The organism is Melioribacteraceae bacterium 4301-Me (genome assembly GCA_041538185.1).
Classification (GTDB): domain Bacteria; phylum Bacteroidota; class Ignavibacteria; order Ignavibacteriales; family Melioribacteraceae; genus Pyranulibacter; species Pyranulibacter aquaticus.
The window spans coordinates 123,743-142,731 of sequence record JBGORM010000002.1 but is presented as its reverse complement, the minus strand read 5'-3'; the positions used below and the strand labels follow the sequence as shown (position 1 = coordinate 142,731).

Sequence of the window (18,989 nt, the reverse complement as noted above, 5' to 3'; positions counted from 1 at the left end):
AATTTACTCCTTTTTTAGTTGATAGTCGGTTCAGCGAACCGACTTACAGTAAGTCGGAACGTTGCCCCGATTGTCGGTTCAGCGAATCGACTTACAGTAAGTCGGAACGCTGTTCCGACTGTCGGATCGGCAAGCCGACTTACTTATAAAGCTGATCTTATAATTTCCTTCGCATCTTCAAGTGTAATTTCTTTAACATTATTTTTAAGAAGACGTGTAACTGTCATACCCATTTGTGCAATTTTATCTACTGACTCTTCACCAATATTTAACTCAGATAACCGCGTGGGTATTCCAATATCTTCACATAATTTTTTCAAAAGATCTACGGTTTGTGCAGCAGTTTTAATTTTGGTTTCCTTCTCACTTGCACCCATTGCAATTGCAATTGAAGCATATTTCTCAGGTGCTGCATCAAGGTTAAATTGAATAACATAAGGTAGAAGAAGTGCATTTGACAAACCATGAGCAATATGAAATTCACCACCAAGTGGATATGAAAGTGCATGAACTGCTGCAGTGTTTACAGGTCCTAAACACAAACCACCATACATACTTGCTAAAGAAAGATTTTCTCTTGCTTCCAAATCATTTCCATTATCAACTGCTCGCTTTAAAAATTTTGATATTAATCTTATCCCCTCTAAAGCATACAAGTCTACAATTGGATGTGAAAATTTATTTGCATAAGCTTCGATGCAATGTGTTAATGCATCCATGCCAGTTGCTGCTGTAATTCTTGGAGGAACTGTAATTGTAAGTTTAGGATCGATGTAAACTGCATCAGACAGTAGGTATGGACTAATTGCTGCTTTTTTTAATTGGTCACTTTCGTCAAGCAGAATTGCATTTGGGGAAACTTCACTTCCAGTGCCAGAAGTAGTAGGCAAGCAAGCCAAAAAGGTCTTTCTGTAATTTAATTTTCCTATACCAAGAATATCGTAAATTGATTGAGTGTTGTTTAACAAAGCAGCTATTAATTTAGCAACATCAAGAACACTTCCACCACCAATTCCAACAACACTATCTGCCATTGAACTTTCGGCTTTCTTAAACGTTTCTATAAACGAATTAATTGTAGGCTCGGCAAGAATTCCGTCTTCAATAACTAAAGTTATATGATTCCTACGCAGTTCATCAATTGCCGGTCTAATTAATGGCAGAATTGGTGTTGCAGTTACTAAAAACAAATTTTTGTGGCCAGTACTTAGAAAATCTTCAACAAAGTTGTTTATCGAATCATTTCCAAAAACTAATTTATGGGGGTAATTCAAAGTAATTGTTCTCATAGAATTCCTTTATTAATAATATTGACCAATAGCTTTAGGATCGTTAGGATTTACTTTATCATTCCAAAAAAGAGCTTTCTTGGGATCAAAATTTGGATTTTTAGTCATCTCCTGAGCGCCTACACCTTTACGCCATTGTTTTAATTTTTCCCAAAGCTCTTTTGCTTTCTCAGGCATTTGATCAGCAATATCGTTCTTTTCACCTAAATCGCTTTCTAAATCAAAAAGTGAAACGGGATGATCCTCATTAAAAAATGACCTTTCATACCATTCAATTAATTTATATCTCCCTTCTCTTACAGCTCCAGATGGCATATAGCCAAACCGGTGATAATGGGGATAATGCCAGAAGAGGTCATTGCGATTTATATCACCGGTTTGATTTAGAAGAGGCACCAAACTTACACCATCTACGTCTTTAGGTAAGTTTTTAATTCCAGCTATCTCAGCAAATGTTGGAAAGAAATCAATACCACAAACAGGAGTTGAATTTACAGTATTTGGTTTTATTACCCCAGGCCAGCGAATTGCAAACGGCACTCTAATTCCACCTTCGTATAACATTGATTTACCGCCACGCAGCGGGTCTTGAGCTTGTAATTTGTTGTAACCTCCGTTATCAGAAAAGAAAACAACTATTGTGTTTTGAGTAAGATTAAGTTCGTCAAGTTTTTTGAGAAGTCGACCAATTTCCGTATCCATTCTTTCAATCATTGCACCCATAATAGGGTTATTTATCAGTTCATCTGAGCCTTTCTTTTCCTGATATTTATAAATCAAGTCTGCATGTTCCATTATTGGTCTATGCACAACATGATGGGCAACGTATAGGAAGAATGGTTTATCTTTATATTTTTCTAAAAATTTAATTGCCTCATTAGTTATTTCAATTGCATGATGAGCATCTTTATTTGGATTTGCATTGTCTTCTGGTTTAACAGTAGGGTGGACAAAATTAAATCCTTGAGTATCAGGGTCACCCGGTCTGCCTAATTTATATTTTTTATCTTTGCTCAAGTGCCATTTGCCAACCATAGCACTTACGTAGCCTGCTGGTTTTAACATTTCTGCAATAGTTATTTCTTCAAGTGGAAGGAAATCCACCATTTTAGGAGCGCGAAGTTTTGCCCATGGATAGGGATCTCCCGGTATGTATTCGGTCAAATGAAGCCTTGCAGGGTATTTGCCAGTTAAAATTCCGGCACGAGAAGGTGAACAAGTTGGTGCAGGTGCATAAGCTTGAGTAAAAATCATTCCGCTTCTTGCTATTGAATCGATGTTAGGTGTTTCATAAAAATCAGAACCGCCGTAGCCGGTTTGATTCCAGCCCATATCATCTGCAAGTATGAAAACAAAGTTCCAGGGCCTGTCAGTGTTTAACCGCATCCCTTTAAGAAAACTTGGAAGTGCGGTAATTGCAGCTGCACCAATTCCAATTTGAGTGACTTGTTTTAAAAATTCTCTTCTTTCCATTTTTTCTTTCTTTGTTTTTTATAAGATTATCTATTGAGGCACTCCATCAATAAATTTTACTTGTCGAATTAATTTGCCGCTAACGTCCCACTCGTAAGCATTTCCAATACATCTTTTATCCCTCCAAGTTGATTCTGTTTTCTTGTTTCCGTTTTCCCAATAAGTTGTCCAAATAGCAGTACCATCTTTATTATATTTCCAGCTCCACAATTTTCTGCCTTTTTCATCATAGTAATTTTCGGTTCCAATTTTTTTCCCTTTGTCATATTCAGCTTCTTTTTGAACTTTTCCGTTGCTGTAGTAAAAAACTTCTTTACCATGAAGAAGGTACCGTCCATTATCTGCAATTCCAGCATACCACTTAGCCTTCAGTTTTCCATTAGGATATTTTTCAATATACTCTTTAACATCATTAATCTTTGTAACTGGAGGATTATCTTGGTGAATATCAATTTTTGTAGTTGAATCCGAACTCAAAATCCAGGCTTCATTAAATTCAAAATGAAGACATGGTTCGTTCATAGAAGTTATTAAATGAATATTGCCATTGGGAGCTTGTCGAGCAACAGTGTATCCGATTGTTTCCCCGTGCATTTTTTCAGCTTTATCTTGTTCTTCATGAAATTGTGTACCTATTAATTTTTTAATGTGCCAGGTCATTCCTTCATCATCAGATAAAGCAACGTAAGAACCGCGCTGTGTAATTCCTTTTGGTTGAAAACCATTTATATCTTGGAAATCGCCAGCCATAAAAAGTCGACCGCTTTTTAATCTTATTATTATTGGTCGTTGGTTGCTTCCCAACGAAGCGAAAGGTGTTTTTTCAATTTTCCAGGTCTTCCCGCCGTCAGAAGAAATTGATGCAGGCATATATCCATCAATGTTACTGCTTTTGCCTCCCATTCCAAGAATTCTTCCATCTTTTAATAAGACAAAACTTGTATGCCTGCCAGCGGTTCTTCCGCCTGTATCTATCCATGTTTTGCCGTTGTTTTTACTGACCCATAGTTCAGATTTGGCACCAATACCATCACAAGCTACATAAATATTACCAGCTTTATCTCTAAAAGCTGTGTTTATTGGTTGTGCTGAATGCGGACCGATTGGTGTCTCGAATATTGGAAAGTAAACTTGACTCCATGTTGCACCATTATCATTACTAGAAATCCACTGAAAAGGAAATCCCGAATCGAGTTTATTATTCCCCCAGTAAAAACGAACTGTGTCATTATCTCTCCACAGCATTGGAGAAGTATCGTCAACATCAGCAAAATCTAAAAAAGGACTTGGCATATCCCACTCATCAGCACCAAATCTTAATCGTGCAGCAATTAGTGATACATCAGGTGTAATTTCTTCAACTGCTGAAAAATAGATTGCCAGCACATCACCGTTTGGCAATACTTCTAATGCGGGACTGTGATTATGTCTAAGAAAAGATGAAGATAAGCCTGTTACAGAAATATCTTTTAATTTATCTATAGGAGTATTTTCTGGCGGAATAGGAAGTAAATATCTTTTTCTAAAAAAGGGTTTATCAGGTGATGGTCCAATATCAACTAAATTTTTATTTTGTTTTACACATTCAAAAACATAAGGTTTATTTACTCTAATTGGTTTAGTTTTAGGCATTGATGCCAATACAATTCTAAAGCCAATATTAGAATTGCCTTCATTGTTCAAGACGTCTCTGTAAAAATTCTTATAAATATTTACATCCTTAAAACCTTGCGGTTTTTCTTCTTGTTTACCTTGATTAACGGAAGCAAAAGCATTTTTTTTCTGTAAATCAAGCATTTCTTTGTTAGACATTGGGGGAAAAGTGGGTGCGATGCTTGCTCTATTTGCCGAGCGTGAATAATATGGAGTTTGTCTATCTAACCCAGCGCCTCTTACAACTTTGGCAAATCCAGTATCTGGACCCACAGGGTCAACTTGGTCTTTGTAAGGATATAATCCATACCAGTCATAACACCATTCAGCGATTTCATTATGAAGGTTTTTTAGTCCCCAAGCATTAGGTAAATCAGTCAATGAATCGCCAGTAGAATAAAGTGTATTAGAATTAGCTTTGCATGCGTATTCCCATTCGGCTTCAGTTGGCAGACGATATATTTTCCCTTCTTTTTTGCTAAGCCATTTGCAAAATTCAACTGCGTCATACCAATTAATTCCTGTTGCATAAGGATAATATTTTCTTACTCCAACATAGCCTGGTTTGAATTTTTTGTATTGTTCTACTGTAATTTCAGTTTCAGAAATATAAAACGGCTTGGTGATTGTAACTTTGTGAACTGGTTTTTCATCATAATCGCCATTTGTTAAATACTCCATAGTCGAATCGGGTTTGGTGGTATTCATTTCACCCATCAAAAATGAACCATTAGGGATGTAAATCATTTTTATCCCTGTGGAATTAACAAATGAGTTGGATTTTTGAGCAATAGCTTTTGTACTCGCAAAACCACAAATAATTATTAACACAAAGGCAAAAAGAAAATAATCTGAACTGTTTTTTCTCATTACTATTTAATCCAATAATTTAAGCACACAAAAAAATTTTTAAGAGTAGAATTAAATCATTTTTAATCTGACTGTCCGATAACTGCATCAAAATTTTTGAAAGTCTTAATGAGTGTTGACTAAAGAGTAATTATTTTTTCTATAGAGTGGAACACGGATGACACGGACTACACAAATTTTCACAAGAAATTACTCTTTAGTCAACCACTAAAATTCAAAACAAATGATATAGAACTATAACTTTTTACAGGTCAAGTTTAATTCCGGAGCGCATTGACCAGCCAAAATAGTTATTAAGTCTAGGTCTTGTCGATACACCATAGTATTCTCTATCAGGTTCATTTGTAATATTAATCCAGTCAACATAGATAGAAAGATTATCCAGTAATTTATAGATAACCGTAAAATCAAGATGGGTGTTCGCATCAGTATACCTATCAAAGTCAGGATTAATTCCAACCTGATATAACACAGCAGCATTATAATTAAGACTTAGTCGAGCTGTCAAACCATATTTTTCGTAACTTAGTCCAACATTACCAACATCGCCAGCTTGGCCGGGCATTGCTGTCCAATCTCTGTACTGTAATTTAGCTTTAGATTTTGTGTATGTATAGTTAGCATAAATTCCGAAGCCATTTAAGAATCCAGGCAAGAAGGAGAACTGCTGCATCCAGTTAGCTTCTATGCCGTAAAGTTCAGCACTGCCTCCATTGACTGGTTCACTAATTTCGTATCCGTCGAAAACGCCGCCAACTTGCTGATAGGTTCTGCTGTAAATAACTTTATCCATGTTCTTATAAAACAACCCGACTGAGAAAACACCTATTCCTTGGAAGTAATGCTCAAACATTAAGTCCAAATTTGTAGAAACTGTTGGTAAGAGATCAGGGTTGCCTTGTGTAATTGTCTTACCATTTTGATCGAGCCAATAATAAGGTGCAAGGTCAAAATAATTTGGCCGTGCAATACTTCTTGTTACTGCAAATCTTAGATTAGTTTTACTTGCAATTTTGTACTTCAAATGGAGATAAGGGAAAAAGTTGTTGTAATTTTTCTTAGTATTTGCCGGAGCCAAACTTAAGAAATTACCGCTAGGGTCAAGCAATACTTTATTGCCTTCGTAGTCTGTGTGAGTATATTCATCACGAACTCCAGCTAAAACAGAAAGGTCATTAATATTAAAATTGGTCATCAAATAAAAAGAGTAAACATTTTCAGTATTATCGTAATCGCCGCCTGAACCATCTGTATCGTTATAAACTATTGTTTCTACAAGTCCGTTCGAAAGACCTCTGTATTGGTCGAAGAAATTGCGAACCATTGTATTATCAACCATTGGTGCAAAGAAATATTTGTCCTGTAAAAACTTAGAAATAGTTTCATAATTAGAAACAGAACTCATATATACTTTACTTGAGCCTTTCCATTTGTATTTAAATCTTTCTGCTGATTTACTTTTTTTATCGATGTTTAACTTTCCGCCCAGTTTTAATTCTGCGGGTGCTCCAAAAAGGTCATAAGGCATTTTGAAATTAATAACACCCGTATAAACATTATTTTTTATGTCAGTTGTTCTGTAGTCTTGAGTGTCAATTTCCCAATTAGCAGGGTCTTGATAATAAGTTGAATCTTTGTTTGTAACCGTAAATTGAGGAAAGTCAGGGTCTGAAACATCCATAATCCAGTTTAATTTACTGCTTAGTTGCCATGAAGATTTAATTTGTCCAGGGTCTATCTTTTTTTGACGTGCATAACTGTAATTAAAATCATAATCTAATCTTAGCTCTCCAAAGTTATGAATTCCACCTAAGGCAAAGCCATAAATTTGGTGATCTTCTGTTCTATTCTGAAATTCAAAAGCCAACCTACCGTTTGAAATGGTAGTTGCATTAAGAAAAGTACCTTTGTCGGGCCTCCATTGTATATTGTTTCTTGACTGATCATCTTTTTTCCGATTATACATTCCTCTCAAATGCAAAGAGTTATTTTTATCTATTTTATATTCTAATACACCACTAAGACCATAATGGTCTCTTTGAGTGTTATAATCGAAAAGGCTAAAATTAGTTAAAGCAAATGGGATAGTATTACCGTTAGCATCTTTTACATTGTCCCATGTAAGTTCATCAGAATAACCACGGATATTGTTACGATAATAACTACCACTTATAGTATAGCCAAAGTCTCTATTCTCGCCTAAAAATCCCGAGTAAGAAGCTGAAAATCTATAAAGTGGTTTTTTACCTTGAACAGCATAGCCTCCACCAGCATCAATTTTAAGTATTGGTTTTTCATAATCAAATGGACTTCTTGTTACCAAATTAACTGCACCGCCGATTGCATCTGCATCCATGTCAGGTGTTAATGCTTTAGTTACTTCAACAGAAGCTAATTGACTTGAGTTAATTACGCCCAAATCAATAATTCTTTCTTCATCATCAGAAGAGGCTAATTTTTGTCCATCTACAGTAACACCTGTTAATCTTGGTTCAGTTCCTCTAATGTAAACAAAACTACCTTCTCCCAAACTTCTTGAAATATTAATACCCGGCATTCTTTGTAATACATCAGCTGTATTTAAGTCGGGAAATTTTTCAATTTCTTCACGTGAAAGCACATTTCTAATATCAGAAGCGTTCAGCTGTTGGTTAAGCGCTTTCACTTGACCTTGTAATAAACCCGATACAACAATTTCAGAAATTTGCACTGCGGTCATATTAAGTTTTACATCTACATTTACCGTGTAGTTTGCTTTTGTCAGTGATACAGGCGTAGTAAAATCTTCATAGCCTATATAACTAACTTTGAGTGTGTAATTACCCAGTGGAATTTTATCAAGTTTGTATGCACCGTAGCGGTCAGTTGAAACTCCATAATTTGTACCCGCCAGTACAACATTAGCTCCAGGAAGTGCTTCACCTGTAGAAGAGTCAGTTACTTTGCCTGTAATTCCCCCCGTGTTTTGCGCATAAGAAGAAAATTGTACAAAAATTAAGCAGGCAAGAAGCATAGAAATAAAATGGTTGCTGTGTTTTTTTATCATTGTACCTCCATGTTTGTATTGTTTAAGTTTAACTCCCCAAAAATTTTTCCGTAAACTTTTACTTTAACAGTATCATCTTCTTAGTTGAAATAAAATTGTAATTTTGTTTTGATGAGATATCCCTTACAATTAGCTGGTAGAAATAAACTCCGCTTGGTAAGTCACTGCCGTCAAATTTAACTTCGTAATTTCCAGGAGATTTTTCTTCGTTAATTAGTGTAGCGACTTCTTTTCCAAGAAGATTATAAACTTTCAAGGTTACCAACACCCCCGACACCTCTTTCTTTGAAGCTGAGTATAACGAGGAGTTTTGTGGTATTGTAAATTTTATGGTTGTTGTTGGATTAAAAGGGTTAGGAAAATTTTGAGATAAATTATAATCAGCAGGTAACTGATCAGATGGCTTATCTTGTCCTACTTTTGTTATTTCACCATTTTCATTAAGAGCAATCAAGTATAATTTATTTTTAGGGGAATAACTATTAGAACCGCCTAAAATTATAAAGCTTCCGTTGTTGCTAATTATTACTTTAGAAGCAGCGTCTTCTCTATTGCCGCCAAAAGTTTTTTGCCAAACTGAATTACCTTGTGCATCAGTCTTAACCACAAAAAGATCATCATAAATAAACTGCTGTGAAAAGAAAGTATTTAAATAACCAACACATAAATATCCACCATCGTTGGTCTGAATAACGCTTGCAAATCCATCTGAATGTTCAGTACCGAAGGTTTTATGCCATTGTTCATTTCCATTTGCATCTGTCTTTAAAAGATAAGCATCTCTTGCGCCTGCACCATAACTTGAAGTATATCCTGCTAATATAAATCCACCATCCGATGCAGGGTATACAGAATTAGCAGCATCAAATTCTGAACCGCCTAATGTTTTTTCCCATATTAAATTACCCGACAAATCAATCTTGACAAGATAAACATCAGAAATACCAGTACTTGGGTCAGAAGTAGAGCCTGTAAAAATATAACCATCAGATAGAGCTAAAATATCACTTGCTTGTTGACCGCCGCTTCCGCCATAGCTTTTTTTCCAAATTAGATTTCCATCTTGATCCACTTTCATTACAAGTACATCACTTGTCGCTCCAGGCGAATTTGAAGTAGTACTTCCGCAAAGTATAAATCCACCATCTTGTGTAGCTATTATTCTACTTGCATTTTCAATATCACTATTTGAAAATGCTTTTAGCCAAAGCGAATCGCCGTTAGAATCTAACTTCAGTATAAACACATCATTAGTACCGTCGCCATAAGAATCGGAAGTTCCAGCAATCAAAAAACCCCCATCGTTAAGTACTATTACATCGGAAGCATTTTCTGTATAAGCACCGCCATAAATTTTAGACCATAGAGGTTTCCCAAATTTATCTGTCTTTACTACTAATACATCTGGGAAATTTTCCTCGGGCTTTGTAGTTTGTCCCACAATTATGTAGCCTCCGTCGACTGTCTGCTTAACAGAATTACCATAATCATCTTCTGATTCAGAGCTCCCGAATATTCTTTCAAATGTTATTGTATTGCCCACTATTAATGAACCGTAAGCTTTTAATGTATCTGTAATAGTACCAGAACTTGTTTGCATCTGGAGAATTCCCAAATCGAATCCTTGTACAGTAGGAGAATAAGAAACATTAACTTCAACTGACTGAACTGGAAACAAAGTAAAAGAGGTGGGGGTATTTAACGTAAACTTTGAAGCTGATGGTCCTACGATATTTACGTTAGATACAGTAATATTATTTGCCGTTAAGTTAGTAATAAGAATATTTCTATCAGCCGAACTACCGAGTGGAATTTTACCAAAAAAAGCGGGCTGAGGCGCAATTGAAATTTGTGCTTTCAATGTAGTTAATGAGAATAACACTAATATTAAAAGAATCTTATTTTTGTTTAGTAATAAACTTTTCATAACATTTCCCATTTAATTTTTATTTACCACGAGATAAAAAATCAACAAGATTCCCGTTTAATTAGTTCAGTTTTTAACATCAATTTAACAGGGGGTCTATCTGGTTCTTTAACTTTTTGAAAAAGCATCTCAGCAGCTCTTTTTCCAATTTCAAAGCCTGGCTGTCGAACAGCAGTCAATGGCGGATTTAACGAAATTGACCAATACATATCATCAAAACCAACTATTGCAACATCTTGTGGAATTTTTAATTTACGATTATGAATAGTTTCAAGAGCACCTAAGGTAATTAGATTATTACCTGTAAAAAGAGCCTGGGGAGGATTTGGCAAATTCAATAAATCTTCGGTTAACTTCTTACCGCTTTCATGTTTCGAATCACCAAAGCGTATTAATGCTGGGTCAATTGGCAGTCCATATTTTCTAAGAGCATCTTCATAACCTTCTTTTCTTTGCATTGTGGTTGGTATTTGCGGCAAGCCACCTATATAAGCAATCCGCTTATAACCTTTTTGAATTAAATACTCGACTGCATCAAAAGCACCTTTTCTGTTATCTACCAAAACTACGTCAACATCTACCTCACTTAATCCTCTATCGACACAAACTATAGGCAAGCCGGCGTTAACAAGACTTGTAACCTCACTATCTTTTTCATGACTTGGGGCAACAATAAGTCCATCTATCGACTCAGACTTCATTATATTTAAGTACATTTTTTCTTTATCTTCATCTTGTGCAAAATTTCCTACAAATACGGCGTGGTCCCTTGCATAAGCAGTTTCTTCCACACCTCTAACCACATCAACATAAAAGGGATTTTGGATATCTGGGACCAGCAAACCAATTAACTTTCGTTGCCCATCTTTTAAACGAAGCCTTTGAGCTACACGATTAGGTCTGTAGTTTAACTGTTTAATTGCTTTTTCAACTTTAAGGCGTGTTTCAGAGTTAATATACTTTCTGTCATTTAATACTCTTGAAACAGTAGCTACTGAAACTCCAGCTTTTTTTGCGACTTCTTTTAAACTAATCATATATTTTATATTATTTCTGAAAACGATTACAGTCTATAACTTATTGTAAAAAAATAAGTTAACAAAAATATATAGATTACAATTTAATAACGTTTTCATATTAATAAAAAAATTTTCTTTTGTCAAATTATTTTTTTTGCCACTACTGTTTTAATAATAACCAAAGATAGTGCTTAACCTTCAAATTATGCAGCAGCCGCGAGGAGTAGAATATGAAAAAAATGGCTGTACTTTTTGCATTAGAGGAAAAGCAGAAATTTGTCTACTGCAAATATGCTTTGAAGAAACAAAAATTAAGGATAAGGTAATAAGGTTAATTTTTCTTTTTTGGTAGGTGATGTTACTAAGGTTATCTAAATAAAAAATGAGAATCCACCACCTTGTGGTAAGGTTTTGTTTATGGTATAATTGAGTCAAAGGCTCGTCAGTATCATTACTTTATTGAAATCTTATTAGCTTGTTTGTAATTCAAATAAGATCATTTCAATTGTAGGGTTCCTCGCCCATTACATTCTCTGTGGTTCTCTGTGTAACTAATGAAGAGAAAGCAGATGTCTCAACCAATCTTGCTTACATTATTATTACGAACAAGCGAAATGAGTGAAGCAATCTCAAACAAATAGGTAAGATAAAAATAAACTAAGTAGAAAAAGCCATGAAGCAAAAAAATTTATAAATAAAGATGGCATGGGACAAGTGACAAGTAAAGGTAAATATATAATTTAATGCATAGCTCGAGTTGTAAAACTCAGATTGTAAAAGTAATTAATAAAAAATCTCTTTCTTAGTCTCACTTGTCACCTCAGGCTGTTTGTCAAATTTAACTCTTTCTGATGTTGCTTTTTTCCTTATTTAAGCAGTATCATCTTTTTTACAGAAGTTTTATCACCTGCAGTAAATTTGTAGAAGTAAACTCCTGTTGGCAAATTTGCTGCATTAAATTTTACTTTGTGTTCCCCGGCAGGTTTATACTCATTTATCAAAGTTACAATTTCTCTACCAAGAATATCATAAACTTTCAGCGTTACAAAACTGCCATTCGGCAATTGATAGCCAATAATTGTAGAAGGATTAAAGGGATTAGGGTAATTTTGCTTTAGCAGAAATTCATTAGGCTTTATTCCTTTTTCATCTTTAACTTCGGTTAATACTCCTTCCAAATCATAATATGGTTGATATGCATTCTTTAATATTTCTGCTACAGGTTTAGCAATCGTTCTATCCATCGAATATAACCCCATACTCTGATAACCGCCGGGGTTATCATGCCTGTACCAATCGAACACACACCACCAAGTTGAAACTGCTAAGCAACCATTTTGATTTATTTTGTTTGTCTTATCAAGTGCGGAAAAATAGGTGAAGGCATTAAACGTTTGATTGAAAACTGTTATTTGGTCATTTGTTGTAGAATTATTTTCTGTAGACCAGTAACCAAACTCAGTATTTATAATAGGTTTATTTGGAAAATTATTTTTTGCATCGAGCAAAAATTTAACAGTTTCAGAATTTATGCTTCCCACCCTGTAAAATGGTGTTCCATAGAACACGCCAAAGTACATTGTCCAACCTGCTGCATCTAAAGGCTGCTGAGTATCATCATTTGAACCGGGGCTATCAGCAGCTGCAGATTGTGTAATTAATCGCCCATCGTTGTAATTATTCCTGACATCTGAAACTATATTAGCGTTATAAATTTTTCTATTAGCAACATCTTTACATTCATTTGATGTACTCCAAAGAAGAATAGAGGGACGGTTATAATCTCTAAACACCATCTCTCTAAACATCTGTTGATGGATGTGTCGTATATTATTTTGTATTTGCCATTCTGTAGCATTATTAAACCAGTAAACAGGAATTTCTTCCATAACAGCAATGCCCATTCTATCTGTTAACAAGTAAGTAAAAGGATGATTAGGGTAATGCGCGGTCCTAAGAAAATTAATATTAAGTGATTTCACAATTTTTAAGTCGTTGTAAATAACATTTTTTGGTATACTTCGCCCGTAATTTGGATGGTCCTCATGCCTTGCTGCACCGGTAAAAAACATTACTCTGTTGTTTAGCAAAAGTTTATTTCCTTGAGTACCTGCAGTTCTTATTCCAAACTGAGTATAATATTCGTCAAGAACAACATCATCTTTTACTAATGATATTTTGAGTATGTATAAGTTTGGGTTTTTAGGTGTCCACAATTTGGGATTAAAAATAGCAAATCCATTTTGATAAACACCTACTGAATCTGGAGGTATAATTGTGAAAGCAGAACTAGTAAGAATGGCTATCGGTACTTCCTTACCAATCAAATCTTTCGCATATTCCGAAGTAATGTTGTCAGAATCAATGCGTGCTTCGTATACATGAAAATCATAAGACAAATTTACTGCTTGTTGTGTTTTATTTAATGAAACGATTTTTATTTTAACACCTCCAGCGGTATCAATAGGTACCACATCAGCTCGAATAATACTTATTTTATCTGTAACCTCAAGATAAACGTCATGTATTATACCCGTATAATTGAACCAGTCGCATTGAACAAAAGGCACAATATCGTTTCGAGTATTCCATGCAGGATTATCAACTCTTACAGCAATAACATTTGAACCACCATAATTAAGCTTATCGCTCACATCGAAAGCAAAGGGGGTATAGCCTCCTTCATGGTAACCAACATATTTTCCGTTAATCCATACATCAGCCACATAATTAACACTGTAGAAAATTAGTTTTATAAATTTGTTGGACAAAGATTGGTCTACGTAAAAGCTTTTTCTATACCACACACCATCTTGATAAATATCGGGTCTTGTTGGGAATTGATTTATTGTATTTTCCACACTAGGGAGTTCTTTTGTTTCCCAAGCGGAATCATCATAATCTGTTTTATATCTATTTAATGCCTCAGCTTCCAAATTAGCAATACCTATTTGGTCTCTTTTTGCTAATGAAATATTGCTATTGGCTGAAAATCGTTGTTTTTTCCATGTACCTTTGAGGTCAATTATTTGTCGATTTTGTTTTTCAAAGGATGGAAGAGGAAAACCATTTTGGTACGGAATCATTATTCCGTTTACATTTTGCAATTTTAGAGTTGCTTCTAAAGAAGCTGTTTGAGCGGTAAGATGAGAATGTGGAATTGATAGAAATACAAATAGAAACATTCTCCTTAAGAAAATTTTTTTAAATAACTCCATTGGCAAAAACCTCAAAAAGATTCGGTCAGTAAAGAATCATAAAAGAAAACTAATTCAAACATTATACCACAAACTAAAGGAAAAATATAACGTTTTTTTGCTTTTAATTTTTGAATTAAGCAGCCGGCTTTAAAAGGTTATTAAGGCAATAATGCTGATATTATTAAATACATAATTAATAAAAGAGGATGAATAAATTTGAAGATTGATTTTTAGTATATTCCAAAGAGGCTATTTATTTCAATCCAAGTTCTTTAGACATTCTATAGTAGTTTGGTGGAGCCAATCCCAATTTTTTTGCAGCTTCAGCATCTGATGAACTTTGCAGTCTTACGTACTTAAAATATTTTTCTCTGAACAACTTCTCCATTTCTTTTAATGTTTTTACTCCATCTCCAATTTTAAAACTAATTCCATCAATTTCGAATTGGTTCCAGCCACTTAATACTTTAGCACCAAGATTAGATTCAACCAAAGATTTATCTATTACTCTTTCACAATTGAAGAGTAACCTTTGAACAAAATTTTTCAGCTCACGCACATTACCAGGCCAATCATAGTTAATTAGAATCTTCATTGCTCCTTCATCAACCGTAGGTTTTTCTTTTCCCATATCAAGTGAGTATTCTGTAATAAAATAATCAATTAGAAGAGGAATATCTTCTCTTCTATCTTTAAGAGGAGGGACATAAATAGGTATAACATTTAATCTATAGTAAAGGTCCTCACGAAACCTCTTAGCCTTAATTTCTTCCTCTAAATTTTTGTTAGTAGCAGAAATTATTCTTACATCAACTTTTACTCTGCCGGTCCTACCAATTTTTTCTATTTCACCATCTTGAATAACCCTTAACAATTTCACTTGAGCAGGAAGTGGCAATTCAGAAATTTCATCTAAAAATACAGTACCATTGTTAGCGACTTCAAACAGGCCCGGCTTATTTTTTTCTGCTCCAGTAAAAGCACCTTTTTCGTATCCAAATAATTCGCTTTCAATTAATTGATCGGGAATACCGCCGCAATTTATAATCACAAAGTTTTCATATTTTCTGGGACTGTTATAATGCAAATTATAGGCAACTAATTCCTTTCCAGTACCGGATGAACCATTAATCAAAATATTAACAGAGCTGCTCGAGTATTTTTTTATTTGTTCTCTTAAATTTTGGATATGTTGAGAAACACCTATAATTTTTTTTGACTGCAAAATATTCTCGACATTTTTCTTTAATTTAAGATTAGAGATTTGCTTTTCCTTAATAAGTTTTCTTTTCTCGTACGCATTAAAAATGCTCATAATAAAATCAGTAGGCTGATAAATATATTCTTCAATATCGCCGGGATATTTTGTACAATACCAAAAAGCACCAGCTTCAATCAACTTATGAGCAAAATCATAATCAGTAAGATTTATTGTCATCTTTGTTATAACAATTATTTGAAGGGAATTATCGATTAGTTTTAGTTTTTTAATTAACTCTTCACCGCGAAGACCGCCTGCAATTTGATAATCCATAATAACAATATCGTAAGCACCCTCATCTTGAGTAAGGAACTCAATAGCAAGTTTACCATCGGAAACTACCTCAGCAATATTAATTTTATCAGCAAATGGTTTAATAGTATTCTGAACACGCCTAACATCGTATTCATCATCTTCTATTAAAATTATGTTAATTTTATCTTTTGCTATCATATTTAGCCTCATTGATTTGGAATTGTAACAATAAATTGGCAGCCGCCGTTCGGCAAATTTAGTGCATCTAATTTCCAATTACATCGTTCAGCCATTTCATATGCAATGTAGCAGCCATAACCACTTGATTTATTTGAGCCTTTACTCGTAACATTTTCCTGGAAAAGTTTTTTTATTCCATTTTCTGACTTTTCCAGTAGTTCAGCAGCAATACCTTTTCCATTGTCTTCAATAATTAAATAACTAATAAATTCATTAGGATTAAATTTCGTTATAATTTTTATTTGCAAATTATCCACATTTGCATGGTCTATACTGTTTTGAATTAAAGGTTCAACAATTTCCCAAATAACAAATTCGTTGATATGAACTAATGGCAAATTGTTATCAAGTTCTAAGTTAACTTTGTAAGAGCCTGTTTGTTTTGCGGTTCTGTTAAATAAATTTTTGACAATAAACTTTATAACTTCGTTGATATTTGTATTAAACGCACTATTTCTTATTGTTTGAATAGGAGGGTCATACCACTTCATATCATAAATTACACGAGAAATAAAGTTAGAGTATTTATTAACTCGATATTTAATTTCCTCTATATTTTCATTTGATAAAAGTCGCAAATCTTCCTTAATAAACCCCATAACTTTTTCAGCTTTGTGATGTGTGTGATATATTCTTTTTGTAAACAGTGATTCTTTTTCGTGGTCAATTTGTTTTTTTAAATTTCTTTCATTTTCCTCCATCAACAGTTTTTGAGCTTCATCTCTTTCTTTTATCGTGTAAGTAGATATATAATACATAGCTAATAATCCGAGGAAAAACAAAGCTGAATAAATCACTGAGGTCTCTTCGTAATTTGTTACAATTTCTTTTTGAATAAAACCAAAGTCTGGGGTATTTTTCACAAATAGGGCACCTACTATCTCTCCACTTGGAGCAAAGGGAACTAAAGTGTAATATGTTTCTTTTTCCTTAAGTATGTTTATGATTTGTTCATTGTTGACTAGTTCTGATTTATTTTTTAAGTATAAATCCACTGCAGTAGAATGCTGCTTATTAATTTGCAGCTCCGGTACCTTTTGCTCAAATATAAAATCATACAGTATAGTTCCATCATCAATTGCATAGACTTTATTATTTCTTTCTATTAGTAGACAAATATCTTCTATGTTTTGCTGGAGTTTTTGCTGATTGAAAATAATATTAAAGAATTGAATAATCTTTGCTTTACCTGCACTGTTGACAGGCAAATTCATTCGTGCTGTTTCTAATAATAATTCCAAAGTAGTAGTTGTAAGATTAGCTAATCTTTCCGCTGAATGTTTCTGATACCATTCTTGCGAATTTTCAACGAAGTTGCGCAATGATGTCTTGTGGATAATTGAAAGAACCAGCTGAAATACAATTAAACCAGCGAATAGTACCGTTAAGTGTTTCAGCTCGAAGTGATATTTTTTTAATTTCTCAAATAATTTAGTTTTCATAAAATTTACTTGATAAATAATTCGTTAGAATTAATTATATGTTCTGCTTTAGATAATGCCGAATCAATCGATATTTGTTTTTTTAATGCTAGATTTAAATAGTATGATATTACATCTGAATAAAGTGTATATTTTTCTAAAAAAGGCCTTCGCACCGAAGTCTTAATTAGTCTTTTATAGAATTTCAATTCAGGATATTCAATTAAAAAATTCTTATTGTCGTATATATCTTTTAATACAGGTAAATACCCGCTTTCTTCTAAAAATATTTTTTGGGTGCTTTCTTTTAGAATAAATTTTATAAACTCAATTGCCTCAGATTTTTTTGTAGAATATTTTGATATCATTAAATCCCATCCTCCAATTACGCTTGCAGCTTTTCCATTTTGAAAATGCGGAAGTGGTGCCATTTTAATTTTATTATGTAAGTCTGCAGTAATATCATTTTTTAAGTTTCCCGGCCAGCTTCGTAAAAATATTCCTTCCTTTTTTAGGAATTCTTCTTTACAGTCGGTTTCTTTATAGGCAGTTACGTATTTAGGTGCCATAGAATATTTATTTATCATATCAAACAGCATGCTTAAAGCTCGTTTGCTTTGCGGTGTGTTTAACTTAACAGAATCGTTTACAAATAATTCATTGTTTTGTGATGCAACCATTTCAACAAAACTGCACATTAAACCCTCGTAATTATCCGCTGCAAATAAATAGTATGGCTGCTTGCAGTTTTTAAAATATTTTTGATAGAGTTCTATAAATCTGCTCCATGTTATAGAGCTGTCAATTTCTGATTTTATTTTTGAAAAATCGGGCAGATTTGAAATTATATCGTATCGATAGTACATTACACTTATATCAAAATAAAGCGGAATTGCAACTAATTGATTATTGTAAATACACGACTGCAGTGCTGGGTCCAAAATTGCATTACGTTCATTAATAGAAAAATAATTTCTCAATGGTTCAGTCCACTTTGTAAAACGCGGCACCCAAATTTGATCTACAGAGAAAATATCAATTCTGTCATTTCTACTCCTCAAAAATCTAATTAACAATTCTTTTCTCTCGTTGGTACTAAACTTCTCAAAAGGCAGGTTTATTGGTACTACCTCTATTTTACCTTTATAAAGCTCATTAAAAGCATCAATAATTTTTTTATGTGCAGGAGAGATGTTATCAACAAAATAAAGTTTTACAGGACCTTCTCTGCTGTAGAGAAAGGGGTTTCCCAAATAAGTTAGAGTAAAAAAAACAACAAGGGCAACTACTGTTACTCCAATAAGATAAAGATAGAATTTCTTCAAGTATTTTTGC

The 18,989-nt window shown here is 33.8% G+C and carries 10 protein-coding genes; all 10 read right to left on the bottom strand.

Going from position 1 to position 18,989, the window contains the following annotated elements; translation table 11 throughout:
• Positions 1-143 precede the first annotated feature (143 nt).
• Positions 144-1,289: an iron-containing alcohol dehydrogenase gene (locus tag ABRY23_04075; GenBank protein MFA3782222.1), complete on the bottom strand. Its 1,146-nt coding sequence runs from the start codon at positions 1,287-1,289 to the stop codon at positions 144-146.
• A 12-nt stretch (positions 1,290-1,301) separates the two neighbouring features.
• The gene (locus tag ABRY23_04070) at positions 1,302-2,762 is read right to left on the bottom strand and encodes a sulfatase-like hydrolase/transferase (protein ID MFA3782221.1); all 1,461 of its coding nucleotides are present in this window, start codon (positions 2,760-2,762) and stop codon (positions 1,302-1,304) included.
• 30 nt (positions 2,763-2,792) lie between these two features.
• On the bottom strand, positions 2,793-5,285 hold the full coding sequence (locus tag ABRY23_04065; GenBank protein MFA3782220.1) for an SUMF1/EgtB/PvdO family nonheme iron enzyme: 2,493 nt from the start codon (positions 5,283-5,285) through the stop codon (positions 2,793-2,795).
• 244 nt (positions 5,286-5,529) lie between these two features.
• Entirely contained in the window at positions 5,530-8,331 is a 2,802-nt protein-coding gene (locus ABRY23_04060; protein ID MFA3782219.1) for a TonB-dependent receptor, read from the bottom strand.
• A gap of 58 nt (positions 8,332-8,389) precedes the next feature.
• Positions 8,390-10,258 (bottom strand): T9SS type A sorting domain-containing protein, encoded by a 1,869-nt coding sequence (locus tag ABRY23_04055; protein MFA3782218.1) that lies wholly within the window; start codon positions 10,256-10,258, stop codon positions 8,390-8,392.
• Between the two features lie 41 nt (positions 10,259-10,299).
• Positions 10,300-11,295, bottom strand: coding sequence for a LacI family DNA-binding transcriptional regulator (locus tag ABRY23_04050; GenBank protein MFA3782217.1), 996 nt, complete (start codon positions 11,293-11,295; stop codon positions 10,300-10,302).
• 848 nt (positions 11,296-12,143) lie between these two features.
• Positions 12,144-14,462, bottom strand: a complete 2,319-nt coding sequence (locus ABRY23_04045) for a glycoside hydrolase family 2 TIM barrel-domain containing protein (GenBank protein MFA3782216.1) — start codon at positions 14,460-14,462, stop codon at positions 12,144-12,146.
• A gap of 268 nt (positions 14,463-14,730) precedes the next feature.
• Complete coding sequence (locus ABRY23_04040; protein MFA3782215.1) at positions 14,731-16,191, bottom strand: sigma-54 dependent transcriptional regulator; 1,461 nt, start codon at positions 16,189-16,191, stop codon at positions 14,731-14,733.
• Positions 16,192-16,199: 8 nt separating this feature from the next.
• Complete coding sequence (locus ABRY23_04035; GenBank protein MFA3782214.1) at positions 16,200-17,675, bottom strand: sensor histidine kinase; 1,476 nt, start codon at positions 17,673-17,675, stop codon at positions 16,200-16,202.
• Between the two features lie 5 nt (positions 17,676-17,680).
• On the bottom strand, positions 17,681-18,979 hold the full coding sequence (locus ABRY23_04030; protein ID MFA3782213.1) for an extracellular solute-binding protein: 1,299 nt from the start codon (positions 18,977-18,979) through the stop codon (positions 17,681-17,683).
• Between the last annotated feature and the right edge of the window lie 10 nt (positions 18,980-18,989).